This is a genomic window from Corynebacterium tapiri (genome assembly GCF_006334925.1).
GTDB lineage: Bacteria > Actinomycetota > Actinomycetes > Mycobacteriales > Mycobacteriaceae > Corynebacterium > Corynebacterium tapiri.
The window spans coordinates 81,142-95,796 of sequence record NZ_VDHJ01000005.1; the positions used below are offsets into that span (position 1 = coordinate 81,142).

Below are 14,655 nucleotides of genomic sequence, written 5' to 3' on the forward strand. Positions count from 1 at the left end.
CGGGGGATGCGCGCTAGCGATACAGGCGCGGCGGCAAGGAGCGATTAATCATCTCCTCAACCCGGCGCGACTTAGGCACCTCGGGGTAGAACAGCGGCGCCGGTTGCCCCAGGATTGCCACAGAGAGCCCACCCTTGCGACGGCGCACGGAGTGGATGTCCGCGAAGGGAATGGAGTCCACTCGCCCGCGCAGCTGTGCCTGTCGGGCGATTACGCGCCGATTGGTCACGATGAACCGCCGGCGCCGAGCCCGAACCAGCGGAACTACAAAACGCAGCAGCACCGCGAGCATCCAGGCCACCACGAAAAGATTGCGCAGTTGATCAGGAAACGGCGAGGCTGGACTATCAAGAAAACCAATAGCCATCCACAAGAGTCCCGTCGTGGCCACCAATTCGATGACGGGAAAAACCATGACGCGCGGCGAAGAGGTCAGGTCAGCGCGGACCTGCTCCCCGGGCATCATCGTTGGCATCCTCATAGTGCCTTACAACTTAGCTGTTATTGCGTCACAGGGGCCACTACTGACGCGGCCGCAAGTGCGTCACATCGCCCGCCGAGTACGCCTGCCCGTCTACAACGACACACCCCTCGTCATCCACGGTCTCCGCCAGGCCCACAATTTCACCCCGCGGAGTTTCCAGCTTCACCCGCTGCCCGATAGTCACGCAGTGTTGGCGATAGTCCTGAAGCATCTGCGGGTCATCCGCCCGCCATTGTTGGACACGCTTCTCGACGCTCCCCAGCACCGCAACAGCCAGTTTCTCCTGGTCAAATTCGATGTCACAGACTCGCAGCGAGGTGGCATGCGCAACCGGCAGGCGCTCGGCCGGCATTCCCGTATTGATCCCGCAGCCGACGACGACGTGGTACTTGCCCGCTTCCAGAGGGGCTGCCTCTGCCAGGATGCCGGCGAGCTTGCGGCCGTCGATAAGCACATCATTGGGCCACTTCAACCCAGCGTTCGGAGCTACGCCGACCACCGCGTCTGCCACACCAGCGCCAACCGCCAGCGGAAGGGTGCCGAGTCGTTTGACGCGCGCCTCGTCCACCACCAACCCCAGGGAGAAGATGAGCTGATCCCCGGCCGGGCTCTCCCAACGCCGCCCCAGCCGTCCACGGCCCGCGGTCTGCTCACCGGCTAGGAGAACAGCGCCATCGCTCGGCCGGGCAGCCAGGAGGTCGGCATTGGTGGAGCCGGTGGACTCCACGAAGTCGATGGAGCGCAGCAATCCCTTCCCCAACAGGTCGTGGCGAATCCGCGTCAGGTCATACTCTGTAGCCATAAAATCCCAGCATTCAGGATGCGCTTGCACTCCCGCTACCTACGGTTTCGTAAGTTTTTTAGAGAAACATAGTGTTTTGGGGTGGAAAGTAATCGCGCAGCGCGTTACACTCCCCCAGCATGACCGTTTCCTCACAATCGCCCGAGATCACAGGTGAGCACGCGCGCGCTACCACTGCCGACAAAATTGCCGAGCTGAGCCGACGCCGCGCCGCCGCCACCTACCCCATGGGCCCCGCCGCGGTCACCAAGGTTCACGACGCTGGACGCCTGACCGCACGTGAGCGCCTCGATCACCTGCTCGACCCCGGCTCCTTCGTGGAGACCGACATGTTGGCCAAGCACCGCACCCATGACTTCAACATGATGGCCAAGCGCCCCGAGACCGATGGCATCGTCACCGGCTGGGGAACCATCGACGGGCGCGAGGTCTGCATCTTCTCCCAGGACGGCACCGTCTTCGGAGGAGCGCTCGGCGAGGTGTACGGCGAGAAGATGTGCAAGATCATGGAGCTGGCGGTCACCACCGGCCGCCCCTTGATCGGCCTTTACGAGGGCGCGGGGGCACGCATCCAGGATGGCGCGGTGTCCCTGGACTGGATCGCCAAGACGTTCTGGCACAACATCAACAATTCCGGCGTGGTCCCACAGATCTCCGTGATCATGGGCGCGTGTGCCGGCGGCAATGCCTACTCCCCGGCCCTGACCGACTTCGTGGTCATGGTGGATAAGACGTCCAAGATGTTTGTGACGGGCCCAGACGTGATCAAGACCGTCACCGGCGAGGAGATCACCCAAGAGGAGCTGGGCGGCGCCTCCACGCACATGTCCACCGCCGGAAACTGCCACTATGTCGCGCAGACGGATGAGGAGGCGCTGGACTTTGTCGCTGACCTCATCGCGTATCTGCCTAGCAATAATCGCGAACTCGCTCCGGTGGAACCTCACGAGCTCGAGGTCGGCTCGATCGGCGACAACATCACCGCCGACGATCTCACCCTCGACGAGCTCATCCCCGACTCGCCCACCCAGCCCTATGACGTCCACACCGTCATCGAAGCGCTTACCGACGACGGCGAGTACCTAGAAATCCAAGCTGATCGCGCCGACAACGTGGTCACGTGCTTCGGGCGCATCGACGGCCAATCTGTCGGCTTCGTCGCCAATCAGCCCATGGTCAACGCCGGCTGCCTCGACATCGACTCCTCAGAGAAGGCAGCGCGATTCGTGCGCACCTGCGACAGCTTCAACATTCCCCTGGTGTTGCTTGTCGACGTCCCCGGGTTCCTCCCCGGCGCCGGCCAGGAATACGGCGGGATCCTACGTCGAGGCGCAAAGCTGCTGTACGCCTACGGTGAGGCCACCGTGCCCAAGATCACGGTGACCATGCGCAAGGCCTACGGAGGTGCGTATTGCGTGATGGGTTCCAAAGGCCTGGGCGCGGACCTCAACCTGGCCTGGCCGACCGCCCAAATCGCGGTCATGGGCGCTGCCGGGGCAGTGGGCTTTATCTACCGCAAGGAACTGAAGCAGGCGACAGAGCGCGGGATCGATGTCCAAGAGCTGGCGCTCAGCTTTGAGCGCGAGTACGAGGATCACATGCTCAACCCGTACAGCGCGGCTGAGCGTGGGTTGATCGACTCGGTCATCATGCCCTCGGAAACCCGCGGAGCTCTGTCGCGCAGCTTAAGATTCCTGCGCGACAAGAAGGTCTCTCGCCCCGCCCGCAAGCACGGCAATATTCCGCTCTAAACCGCAACGCCGTACTGTGGGGGCGACCAATTATTACTGCTAACCCCCACAACGCTTTAGAGTAAGGACCCATGAGCGAAGCCAAGCCCGATTTGAAGACCACGTCCGGCAAATTGGCCGATCTGCGCGCCCGCATTGCCGAATCCCTCGACGCTGGAAACTCGGAGGCCGCCGAAGGCCTGACCCCACGCCAGCGGATCGAAGCGCTGGTCGATCCTGGCTCCTTCATTGAGACCGACGCACTGGCCCGTCACCGGGTGACCATCAACAAGATGGACCGCAACCGACCCGCCACCGACGGCGTGGTTACCGGTTATGGAACCATCGACGGGCGACGCGTCTGCCTCTACGCACACGATGAGTCCATTTTCGATGGCGCTCTCGGCGAGGTGTTTGGTGAGAAGATCGCCAAGATGTACGCGCTGGCCACCAAGACTGGTGTTCCCATCATCAGCATCCACGCCTCCCACGGCGTGCGCGATGTCGAAGGCGTGGCCGCCCTGAGCACCTACGCCGGCCTGTTCAAGGCCGCCTCCGCAGCCTCGGGGTTGGTTCCCCAGATCGCCATCGTTGCCGGAGAAACTTCTGGCCTGGCGGCCGTCGCACCTCATCTCGCCGACATCATCATCCAGGTCTCGGGGACGACGCTGCATCTCGACGACGCCCCCAACCAGCCCTCCGCCGAGCAAGCCACCCCGGCCCACCTGGTCCAGGAAGACATCGCCAGCGCGTTGGCCTGTGCTCGCCAGCTGGTGTCTTACCTGCCGACCAACAACCATGCCGAAGCGCCTCGCACCGCCGGTGAGAACCCTGTCGATGCAGACCTGGACACGTTCATGCCGGATGATGTCGCACAGGGTTACGACGCAGCGGACGTCGTCAAGCAACTCATCGACACCGACTCGTTCCTCGAGCTGCACCCCGAACACGCGCCCCACATCCTCACCGGTTTCGCGCGCGTGGACTCCCGCGCCATCGGCGTCGTGGCCACCAACCCGCAGCACGATCTCGGCGCCGTCACCCCGGAAGCCGCGACCAAGGCCGCCGGTTTCCTGCGTCTGTGCGACGCGTTCAACCTGCCGGTAATCTTCGTCGTCGATTCCCCTGGTTTCGCGCACGGCGATGCCCGCTCGGCACGCGCCGCAGCACAGCTGGTCCACGCCTTCGCCGAGTCCACCGTGGGACTGGTCACTGTGGTCACTCGCCGTGCCCACGGCAGCGCTTACGCATTGCTCGGTGCGAAGGCCGCGGGTGCTGACCTCGTCTTTGCCTGGCCGACCGCCGAGATCGCAACGCCCGGCGCAGAGGCCGATCTTCTCACCCCGTATCAGGCTGCTGAGCATGGTCTCGTCGACGCCGTCATCGAGCCCTCGCGCACCCGCCACCACCTCGTCGAGGGCTTGCGAATGCTGGATCGGAAGATGGTCCCGACCCTGCCGAAGAAGCACAGCAACCTTCCCTTGTAAGAAAAGGACACCGAAGCTGACATGAGCGCACCGGAATTTCAGGTCGTACGCGGCAACCCATCCGACGATGAGGTGGCGGCCCTTTCGGCAGTTCTCGCCCAAATCACGGCCGAGGCCCAGAGCGATGCCCGCGGGGATCGAAACCTGTGGGGCCAGCACCAGTCGCGCCGCCGCGAGCACGTGTACAACCCCAACGCTTTCCGCAACGTCTCCTACTTCTAAAGAGAATGCGCATCGTCCTCGCCTCTCAGTCGCCCTCGCGGCTGCAAATCCTGCGCGCCGCTGGGGTGGAACCGGTTGTTCACCCCGCAGATGTTGATGAACGGGCCATCGAGGCGGTCTCTTCCGGTACGGAGGAAACCGTCGAGGCGCTCGCTGCCGCAAAGGCCCGGGCAGTCTCCGAGCTGTACCCCGACGACGTGGTCATCGGCTGCGATTCGATGCTGCTTCTCGACGGCCAGCTGCAAGGCAAACCCCACACAAGGGAAGCCACAATCGAACGCTGGCGTGCCCAGGCCGGCCGGCAGGCGGAGCTTTTGACCGGGCACTGCATCTCTTACGGAGCACAGGAGTTCATCGCCACCGGTCGCACCCAGATCCATTTTGCCCCCGCAACGGAGGCGGACATCAAAGCCTATGCCGCCACCGGGGAGCCCCTGCAGTGCGCCGGGGCCTTCACGTTGGAGGCTCTCGGCGGTTGGTTCATCGACCGCATTGAGGGTGATCCCTCGAGCGTGATCGGGCTGTCGCTGCCATTGGTGCGTCGCGCTCTCTATTCGTTCGGGGTGGACGTCAGCGAGTTCTGGCATAGCTAAGCTGGGCGGCATGGAATTTCAGGACATGCTCGCTCCCCAGCCAATCCGTCTGCCCGCCGACCCCGCCCAGGGACGCGATGCGAGCGATCCCCAGGTGCTCTTTGCTCATCCGGAATCGCCGCTAGCGTGGGCACAGCGCGCTGAGCAGGCGCTGGCTTCTTCTTCCGCTCCGGAAGAGACTCTCGTCGCCTACGCCTTCGCGCGTACCGGCTACCACCGCTCCCTGGACCGCTTGCGCGCCAACGGGTGGAAGGGCTGGGGTCCTGTGCCCTTCGACCACGAGCCCAACCAGGGTGTGCTGCGCGCCATCGCTGCACTCGCCTTGGCCGCTCGGGCGATCGGCGAGGACGCCGAGTACGATCGTTGCCGCCAAATGCTCTCGGATGCTGACCCTGCCTCCGTTGAGCGGTTGCTTGAGGAGCGGAAAGGGTAAAGTGTCCGAAGGTACCAACCCGTCCCCTGTGTGAGGTGAAAATGCCGTGACTATCGAGGCTGACCCGTCTCCTGAGTTTGCTCACTACGCCCACCCAGAGAAGGTGGTTTCGGCCGCTTGGCTCTCTGCTCGCCTGGGGGTTAAGGGGCTCAAGGTGGTGGAGTCCGACGAGGACTCCATGCTGTACAACATCGGCCACCTGCCCGGCGCGGTGCGCATCGACTGGCGTACCGACCTCAACGATGAGCTCACGCGTGACTTCATCGACGGAGAGGCCTTTGCCCGCCTCATGAGCGAGAAGGGCATCTCTCGCGACGACACCGTGGTCATCTATGGCGACAAGCGCAACTGGTGGGCCGCCTACACCCTGTGGGTTTTCGAGCTGTTTGGGCACCCGGACGTCCGGCTCCTCGACGGCGGCCGCGACGCGTGGATGGGTGAAGAGCGCGACACCACGTTCGATGTGCCGGATTATCCGCGGACGGACTACCCCGTCGTTACGCGCGACGATTCCACCCACCGCGTGTTCCAGGACGAGGTCCGCCAGCTGCTGGGCTCCGACATTGCGCTTATCGACGTCCGCGAGGCCGACGAATACGCTGGCAAGACCAGTGACAATCCCGGCGTCTTGCGTACCGGTCACATCCCCGGAGCGGTCAGCATCCCGTGGGGCAAGTGTATTCACCCCAATGCTCGATTCCGCTCGCTCGACGAGATCAAGCAGCGCTACGAGCAGTTCGACCCGGCAACCCCGACCATCGTGTACGACGGCCTGGGTGATCGCTCCGCACACACGTGGTTTGTGCTCCGTAACCTGCTGGGATTTGAAAACATCCGGGTGTATGACGGATCGTGGTCGGAGTGGGGAAACTTGGTACGGGTGCCAATCGCCAAGGATTAATCCGCGAAGTTCCCCTCGAAAGTATTTTGGTAGTGGAAAGTTACCGTAGAGTAGGTTAGCCTCTACGGATAATCATTCATGACGTTAAAGCTGACGCATTAAACCAGAAGGGTATCCCTAGTGGCAGTTGAGACCGTAAAGATCACCAAGGTCCTCGTGGCCAACCGTGGCGAGATCGCGGTGCGCGTAATCCGCGCCGCCCAGGATGCGGGAATCTCTTCCGTAGCGGTATACGCAGAACCCGACGCAGACGCTCCGTTCGTCGCCCTAGCCGACGAGGCCTTCGCCTTGGGAGGCACCACTTCTGCTGACTCTTACCTGGACTTCGACAAGATCCTCGACGCCGCAGCCCGCTCCGGCGCCGACGCCATCCACCCCGGTTACGGGTTCCTTTCGGAGAACGCCGACTTCGCCCAGGCAGTTATCGACGCCGGCTTGACCTGGATCGGCCCCTCCCCCAAGGCAATCGCCGACCTCGGCGACAAGGTCACCGCCCGCCACATCGCCGAGAGCGTCAACGCTCCGATGGCTCCCGGTACGAAAGACCCGGTCTCCGATGCTGCCGACGTCCAGGCCTTCGCTAAAGAGCACGGACTCCCCATCGCCATCAAGGCTGCTTTCGGCGGTGGCGGGCGCGGCATGAAGGTTGCCTACTCGCACGACGAGGTCGCTGAGCTCTTTGAGTCAGCCACCCGCGAGGCGACGGCAGCTTTCGGGCGCGGCGAGTGCTTCGTCGAGCGCTACCTCGACAAGGCCCGCCATGTCGAGGCGCAGGTTCTTGCGGACCAGCACGGAAACGTCGTCGTCGTCGGCACGCGCGATTGTTCCCTGCAGCGCCGCTTCCAGAAGCTGGTGGAGGAGGCCCCGGCCCCCTTCCTCACCGACGAACAGCGCGAGCGCATCCACTCCTCCGCCAAGGATATCTGCCGCGCCGCCGGCTACTACGGCGCAGGAACCGTGGAGTACCTGGTCGGCTCCGACGGCCTGATTTCCTTCCTAGAGGTCAACACTCGCCTGCAGGTCGAGCACCCCGTAACGGAAGCAACCACCGGCATTGACCTCGTGCGTGAGCAGTTCCGCATCGCCGAGGGCCATCCCTTGCGGTTCACAGAGGACCCCCAGCCGCGCGGTCATGCCATCGAGTTCCGCATCAACGGCGAAGACGCCGCCACGAATTTCATGCCCGCCCCCGGCACGATCACCGCATACAACGAGCCCACCGGCCCTGGTGTGCGAGTCGACTCGGGTGTTCGCCAGGGGTCCGTAATCGGCGGGCAATTCGACTCCATGCTGGCCAAGCTGATTGTTACCGGCGAGACCCGCCAGGAGGCCATCGAGCGTTCCCGCCGCGCCTTGTCCGAGTTCACCGTCGAGGGGCTACCTACGGTCATCCCGTTCCACCAGGCCATGCTGACCGACCCCGCGTTCGTTGGCGATGGCAACAACTTCAGCGTGTACACCCGCTGGATCGAGGAGGAGTGGGACAACCAGCTGTCTGCTTACGTGGATCCTGCTGACGCTCCGGAAGAGACTGAGGACGAGAAGAAGCAAATCTTCGTCGTAGAGGTCAACGGGCGCCGCATCGAGGTCGCACTGCCGGCTCGCTTCGGTCGTGGCCCTGCGCCCCGCAAGAAGCGCAAGCGCTCGCGTGGCTCCGCCGGAGCAGCGGTGTCCGGCGATGCCGTCACTGCCCCGATGCAGGGCACTGTGATCAAGCTCAACGTCGAAGAAGGCGCCGAGGTCGCCGAGGGTGACGTGGTGGCCATTCTCGAGGCCATGAAGATGGAAAACCCCGTCAAGGCGCACAAGTCCGGTACTGTCACCGGACTCAGCATCGAGGCGGGCCAGCAGGTCACCAAGGGCACGGTACTTCTGGAAATCAAATAGCCCAGGAGCCTGACGCGCCGGCGAGGCAGTCCCTACATTCAGCGCATGACTTATCGCGGTGATAACAGGGCCCTCGCCGGCTTTATCCTTGGGTGGACTCGCCGACTCTTCCGGACGTAAGCGAATCTTCACGATAGGGGCCGCGCTCGGCTCGCTCGCCCTGATGTTTTCTTGGGGACCTATCGGGAAGGCGAGCGAATTACGTCCTTGTGGTCGCAGCACGCGGCCCAGGCAGTGGTGGCGTGTCTTCTCATTATGGCGTTACTGAACGCTTCTCGACGCCCCACTAGCCAAGTTATCCACAACAACCCCAAAAACTTGGGTTATCCACACAACGCCATCCGCGGCCATAGGGTCTAGAGCTACCCGGGTCCTAGTCTCGCTGCCATGACCGCACTCCTCACGCAGCTCGCTCAGCTTCTCAAGCGCGGCGTCGATATTGTTTCGGCGGTTCATGATTCCGCCACTGAGATCGACGATCTCGCCTACTTCCTGGGATTGAAGACCGAAACGGCCCGCGCCATCGTGCGCCTGTCCAACGAACTCCACAAGCCCCTCAAGAACCCGATTGACGAGGCGCAACGCCAAGAATCGCTCGAGCTCTACACCCGCCATTCCGTGTCGATCTTCGCCATGCTCGAGATCGCAAAAGCCGCTCGCAAGATCCCTGACCAGCGTGAAAGCATTCGCCTGGAAATCTCTCGCCAGGCACCCGGGTTAAGCGTCAAGGAGCTGATCGCGGTGGGGCGCGATGTCGTCGCTAAGCGACGCCCCAACCCCACAGACCATGCCTTCCAACAGCGCACCGCGCGCTTTTCCCGCAACGTCGACGCCGATGGGTGCCGCACCCTCCTTCTGCGCCTGCCTGAGCCCGTGATGTCCGAGGTGATGAACCGCGTGAACTCCATCGCCTCCGCGCGTTTCGACCGCTCAGGCGGACCCCGCTTCGATCAACTGGCCGCCGACGCATTCGTCGAGCTGTTCCGCGCCGGCGCCGGCCCCTCACCTGCTCTGGCACCGAGCGTGGTCATCACAGATCGCGACCTCGTCGGCCACGTGTCTCATGGCTCGGTTGCGCTTACCGACGGCACCACCATGCCGCTGGCCGAATTCATCAACAAGCGAATCGCTACCAGTGGCTGGGCTATGGCCTACGGTGATGGCGGTACGCCCCTGGCAGTCGGCCGGATCCATCGCTTCGCCACCCCAGCACAAAGGGCCGCCCTCGCGGCCCATCAGCTCACGTGCGCGGCCCCCGGCTGCGGATTCTCAGCCGCCGAATGCCAAGCTCATCACATCGTCGCCTGGGCAGACGGCGGCTCCACGGACATACTCAACCTGGCGCTGCTTTGCCCACGTCATCACGCACAGGTAGGCACTCACCTAAGCCGCGGAGACGACGGCGAACTCTATTGGGACGGGCACCCCAACCGACTCCCAGTCCGGCGCCTGAGTGCCCGCCAACTCGCGCTCGCAGCCTAATCCTGTGCGATCACCACGATAAGGTCGCCGCCCTCGACCTTCGTTGCTGCCTTCAGAGCAACGCGCTCGACAGTGCCATCGATCGTTGCCGAGATACTGGCTTCCATCTTCATCGCCTCAATCGATGCCACAGGATCACCAGCCTTCACCTTGTCCCCCGGCTCAACCGTCACGTTGACCACACCAGCGAAAGGCGCAGCGACATGGCCTGGCTGAGAAGCGTCAGCCTTTTCAACCTCCGCTACGGAAGACTCCACGCTGCGGTCCCGAACAAGGAGCGGGCGAATCTGGCCATTGACGTTGAGGACTACACGACGGTGCCCCTTCTCATCAGGCTCACCAATGGCGTCGAGACGCACCACCATGGATGGGGAGGATTCGTCGCTTCCGTAGCGAATAACCGACTCCTGCCCCTCCTCGAGCCCGTAGAAGAAAATGTGGTCCTCAAGCTGGGAGGTGTTTCCGAATTGCCTGCGGTGCGCAAGAAATTCCTGTGCCTGCTTGGGGAACATCAGCCGATCCAGGCTTGCGCGACGAACCTTGTGGTCCTCGCTTGCCAGATTCTCGGCCTCCTCCTTGGGGACCTCAACCAAGCTTTGCTGTCCTTGGCCGCGGCCTTCCAGGATCTTCTCCGTGATCTCTGGCCATCCGCCAGGAGGCGTGCCCAATTCCCCGCGAAGGAAGGAAATAACGGAGTCGGGGATGTCGTACTTGTGGGGATCCGCAGCAAACTCTTCCGGAGTTGTGTTCGTACCCACTAGCGAGAGAGCAAGATCGCCGACCACCTTGGAGGACGGGGTCACCTTCGTGGGGCGACCGAGAATCTCGTTCACGCCAGCGTAGGCATCCTCGATGAGTTCGAAGCGGTCCGCAAGGCCCAGTGCTGCCGCTTGGGTGCGCAAGTTGGATAGCTGACCTCCCGGGATCTCGTGGCGGTAGACACGACCAGTGGGGCCGGGGATGCCGGACTCAAACGGAGCGTAGACCTGACGTACGCCCTCCCAGTACGGCTCGAGCTCAGCCACGGCTTGCTCCGAGATCCCCGTGTCACGATCAGTGTTGGCAAATGCTCCCACAATGGCTGACAGGGACGGCTGGGACGTCGTGCCGGCCAGCGGAGCGGAAGCACCATCGACGACGTCTGCGCCTGCCTCGGCGGCCGCCAGGTACGTCGCCAGCTGACCTCCTGCGGTGTCGTGGGTGTGCACGTGGATCGGAAGGTCGAATTCCTTACGGAGCGCAGTAACCAGACGCCGCGCCGCTTCGGGGCGAAGCAATCCAGCCATGTCCTTAATCGCCAGCACGTGAGCACCCGTACCGACGATTTCTTCGGCGAGCTTGAGGTAGTAGTCCAGCGTGTACAGGTCTTCCTTGGGGGACAGAAGGTTACCCGAGTACGCCATCGCTACCTCGGCAACGGACGTGCCGGTGTTCAGCACGGCTTCGATGGCTGGGCGCATTTGTGAGACGTCGTTGAGCGCGTCGAACACGCGGAATACATCGACTCCGGAACGAGCGGCTTCATCAACGAAGGCGGTGCTCACGCTCTCGGGGTACGGGGTATATCCGACGGCATTGCGGCCGCGCAGGAGCATCTGGATGTTCACGTTTGGCATGGCCTCGCGCAGTTTGTCCAGGCGCTCCCAGGGGTCCTCAAAGAGGAAGCGCATGGCTACGTCGTAGGTTGCTCCGCCCCAGGCCTCTACGGAAAACAGTTCAGGCGTGAGGTAGCTCGTGGCCACGGCGGCGTGGACGAGGGTGTCGGTACGCACGCGGGTGGCCAGGAGTGACTGGTGTGCGTCGCGGAAGGTGGTGTCGGTGACGCCGAGTTTCCTTTGGGTACGGAGGCGACGTGCATACTCCTCTGGCCCCAGCTCACGTAGTTCGTCGCGGGAGCCGCGCGGGCGCTCGTGTGAGGTGTCCAGGTGCATGAGCTTGCGCCACGGCTGCAGGCGAGTGGGGGCAGCGCCGTTGGGCTTGTTGACGGTCACGTCCGCCACGTAGTCGAGGATGCGCTCGCTCTCGTCGGAAGCGGGCGGGGCCTCGAGCAGGTGGATGTGGTCGTTGATGAAGCTGGTGGAGATGCGCTCGCTTTGGAAGTCGCTTTCGCTGAGCAGGGCGCGCAGGAATCCGATGTTGGTGGAGACTCCGGACACCGTGAATTCGTTGAGTGCACGCAGGGCGCGGGAGACTGCGGTGGCGTAGTCGGCGCCACGACAGGTCATCTTGACCAGCAGGGAGTCGAAGTTCGGGGTGATCTCGGTTCCTACGGCTACAGAGCCGTCGAGACGCACGCCCGCACCGCCTGGGGAGCGGTAGGACGTGATGGTTCCCGAATCTGGGCGGAAGCCGTTGTGCGGGTCCTCTGTGGTGATGCGGCACTGCAGCGCAGCACCGGTGATCTCGATGGAGTCCTGGGTTAGCCCGAGGTCGGCAAGTCGCGCGCCGGCGGCGATGTGGATCTGGCTCTTGACGATGTCAACGCCGGTCACCTCTTCCGTCACGGTGTGCTCAACCTGAACGCGCGGGTTCATCTCGATGAAGACGTGGTTGCCGGCCTCATCCACCAGGAACTCGACCGTGCCGGCTCCGCGGTAGTTGATGTGCTGGCAGAACTTCACGGCGTCGGAGCAGATGCGCTCACGCAGCTCGTCGGTGATGTGCTGCGCTGGCGCGATCTCGACGACCTTCTGATGGCGGCGCTGCAAAGAGCAGTCACGTTCGTAAAGGTGGATGACGTCGCCGTGGGCGTCGGCAAGGATCTGCACCTCGACGTGCTGCGGGTTGATGACCGCGGTCTCCAAGTAGACGTGCCCGTCTCCGAAGGCTGCCGCGGCTTCGCGGGAGGCCTCAGCTGCCAGGGAGGCGAGGTCTTCAGGCTTCTCGACGAAGCGCATGCCACGCCCGCCGCCACCGGCTACTGCCTTCACGAAGACGGGGAACTGAAAGTCCTTTGCGTACCCCACAAGAGTGTCCACGTCCGTAGACGGCTCGGAGTCCTGGAGCACCGGCAGCCCCGCCTCCTTGGCTGCTTCGACAGCCGCGGATTTGTCACCGGTGAGATCGAGCGTCTCCGGGGTGGGTCCTACAAAGGTGATTCCGTTGTCACGGCAGGCACGCGCCAGGTCGGCCCGCTCGGAAAGGAATCCGTAGCCGGGGTAAATGGCGTCCGCCCCGGTCTGGGTCGCTGCCCGGATGATTTCGTCGATGTCGAGGTATGCCTTGACCGGGTTTCCCTCCTCCCCGATCCGCACCGCTTCATCGGCGAAGGGGCGGTGGAAGGAGTTGCGGTCTTCGCGTGGATAGACTGCGACGGTCTTCGCGCCAGTCTCAAAGGCGGCGCGAAACGCTCGAACGGCGATTTCACCGCGGTTGGCTACCAGAACTTTGCCAAACGACGGCAATGGGGATTCAGCCACGAGGGGGATCCTTTCCTTGATACGGATACCTGACTGATTCTATGCATCATGTAAAGCCGGCGATAGCACTTTAGGCTTTCAGGTGCCTCTCAGCTGGGCCGTTGTAGGAGGACAGCGGACGGATCAGTGAATTGTTTTCAAACTGCTCGATAATGTGCGCTGTCCAACCCGTAATCCGCGCCATGACAAACAGCGGCGTGAAGAACGGGATGTCGAAGCCCATGATGTAGTACGCCGGGCCCGCCGGGAAGTCGAGGTTGGGGCGAATCTTGATGGACGTGTTCTCGTACATGGTTTCGGCCATGATGTCGTACATCTTCACCCAGGTATCCGTCGACTCATCAGAGTGCTCGGCCGCCAGCTTCTTAAAGGCTGCTTCCATCGTCGGAACGCGAGAGTCGCCCTTCTTGTACACGCGGTGACCGAAGCCCATGACAAGCTCCTTGCGTGCGAGCTTGTCCTTGCACCACTGCTCGGCCTTGTCCGGATCCCCAATGGCCAGCATGTTGTGCATGACCGCCTCGTTAGCACCACCGTGCAGCGGCCCCTTCAGCGCTCCGATCGCGCCCACAATGGCCGACCACGTGTCACTCATGGACGACGTGATCACTCGCGCGGTAAACGTCGATGCGTTGAAGGAGTGCTCCGCGTAGAGGATCATCGACTTTTCAAAGCATTCGACATCGCCCGGACGGTTGAGCGGGGAATCCGGCCCATCGCCAAAGACCATCCACAGGAAGTTCTCGGTGAATCCCAGGTCCTTGCGCGGGCTGACGTAGCCTTCCCCACGGCGGCGACGAATATCGAGCGCCACGATGGTGGGGATCTTGGACAGCAGTTGGCGAGCGATGCGCCGGATGTGGTCCGAGTCGGGGGTGAAGTGTTCGGTGTCGTAGGTCCCCAAGAAAGCGATCGCTCCGCGCAGCACGTCCATCGGGTGGCAATCCACCGGCATGTTCATGACCACGTCGATCGTCTTCTGGTCCAGCTCTCGGCCGTTCCAGCACTCCTGCTTGAACTGGGCAAGTTCCTCAGCGGTGGGCAGCTCCCCCTTCCACAGCAGGTACGCCACCTCCTCGAAGGAGCAGTTCTCGGCAAGCTCATGCACCGGATATCCCCGGTAGAGCAGCGAATTCGTCTCGGGGTTGACTTTGGAAATGGCGGTGTAATCGGCGACGACGCCGGCCAAACCCTTGTGGATCTCGGTCATGGGGA

At 63.1% G+C, this 14,655-nt stretch carries 12 protein-coding genes; 8 read left to right on the forward strand and 4 right to left on the reverse strand.

The features are described from left to right. Positions 1–13: 13 nt before the first annotated feature. Together FHE74_RS04360 and FHE74_RS04365 are read right to left on the reverse strand one after the other, a co-directional pair. On the reverse strand, positions 14–481 hold the full coding sequence (locus FHE74_RS04360) for a YdbT family protein (protein ID WP_139465283.1): 468 nt from the start codon (positions 479–481) through the stop codon (positions 14–16). A 40-nt stretch (positions 482–521) separates the two neighbouring features. Next, positions 522–1,286: a biotin--[acetyl-CoA-carboxylase] ligase gene (locus FHE74_RS04365; protein WP_139465284.1), complete on the reverse strand. Its 765-nt coding sequence runs from the start codon at positions 1,284–1,286 to the stop codon at positions 522–524. Positions 1,287–1,405: 119 nt separating this feature from the next. Between FHE74_RS04365 and FHE74_RS04370 the strand changes: the two genes are divergently transcribed. The 8 genes from FHE74_RS04370 (at position 1,406) to FHE74_RS04405 (ending at position 10,021) form a co-directional block, all read left to right on the forward strand. Then, positions 1,406–3,037 carry an acyl-CoA carboxylase subunit beta gene (locus FHE74_RS04370; RefSeq protein WP_139465285.1) on the forward strand — a complete coding sequence of 544 codons (1,632 nt, stop codon included), beginning with the start codon at positions 1,406–1,408 and terminating at the stop codon, positions 3,035–3,037. 71 nt (positions 3,038–3,108) lie between these two features. Continuing rightward, positions 3,109–4,503 carry an acyl-CoA carboxylase subunit beta gene (locus tag FHE74_RS04375; RefSeq protein WP_139465286.1) on the forward strand — a complete coding sequence of 465 codons (1,395 nt, stop codon included), beginning with the start codon at positions 3,109–3,111 and terminating at the stop codon, positions 4,501–4,503. 21 nt (positions 4,504–4,524) lie between these two features. Then, positions 4,525–4,725 carry an acyl-CoA carboxylase subunit epsilon gene (locus FHE74_RS04380; protein ID WP_139465287.1) on the forward strand — a complete coding sequence of 67 codons (201 nt, stop codon included), beginning with the start codon at positions 4,525–4,527 and terminating at the stop codon, positions 4,723–4,725. Between the two features lie 5 nt (positions 4,726–4,730). Further along, positions 4,731–5,318, forward strand: a complete 588-nt coding sequence (locus FHE74_RS04385; RefSeq protein ID WP_139465288.1) for a Maf family protein — start codon at positions 4,731–4,733, stop codon at positions 5,316–5,318. 10 nt (positions 5,319–5,328) lie between these two features. Beyond that, positions 5,329–5,751 carry a DUF3151 domain-containing protein gene (locus tag FHE74_RS04390; RefSeq protein ID WP_139465289.1) on the forward strand — a complete coding sequence of 141 codons (423 nt, stop codon included), beginning with the start codon at positions 5,329–5,331 and terminating at the stop codon, positions 5,749–5,751. A gap of 46 nt (positions 5,752–5,797) precedes the next feature. Then, positions 5,798–6,652 carry a sulfurtransferase gene (locus FHE74_RS04395; RefSeq protein ID WP_139465290.1) on the forward strand — a complete coding sequence of 285 codons (855 nt, stop codon included), beginning with the start codon at positions 5,798–5,800 and terminating at the stop codon, positions 6,650–6,652. A gap of 120 nt (positions 6,653–6,772) precedes the next feature. After that, positions 6,773–8,539, forward strand: a complete 1,767-nt coding sequence (locus FHE74_RS04400) for an acetyl/propionyl/methylcrotonyl-CoA carboxylase subunit alpha (protein WP_139465291.1) — start codon at positions 6,773–6,775, stop codon at positions 8,537–8,539. Between the two features lie 387 nt (positions 8,540–8,926). Next, a complete protein-coding gene (locus tag FHE74_RS04405; RefSeq protein ID WP_139465292.1) occupies positions 8,927–10,021 on the forward strand; it encodes an HNH endonuclease signature motif containing protein in 1,095 nt (364 codons plus the stop codon). On the opposite strand, the gene FHE74_RS04410 is transcribed toward FHE74_RS04405, so the two are convergent. Together FHE74_RS04410 and FHE74_RS04415 are read right to left on the reverse strand one after the other, a co-directional pair. Continuing rightward, positions 10,018–13,440: a pyruvate carboxylase gene (locus FHE74_RS04410; RefSeq protein ID WP_139465293.1), complete on the reverse strand. Its 3,423-nt coding sequence runs from the start codon at positions 13,438–13,440 to the stop codon at positions 10,018–10,020. The genes FHE74_RS04405 and FHE74_RS04410 overlap by 4 nt on opposite strands. Positions 13,441–13,510: 70 nt before the next feature. Next, positions 13,511–14,650 (reverse strand): bifunctional 2-methylcitrate synthase/citrate synthase, encoded by a 1,140-nt coding sequence (locus FHE74_RS04415; protein WP_139465294.1) that lies wholly within the window; start codon positions 14,648–14,650, stop codon positions 13,511–13,513. Positions 14,651–14,655 lie beyond the last annotated feature (5 nt).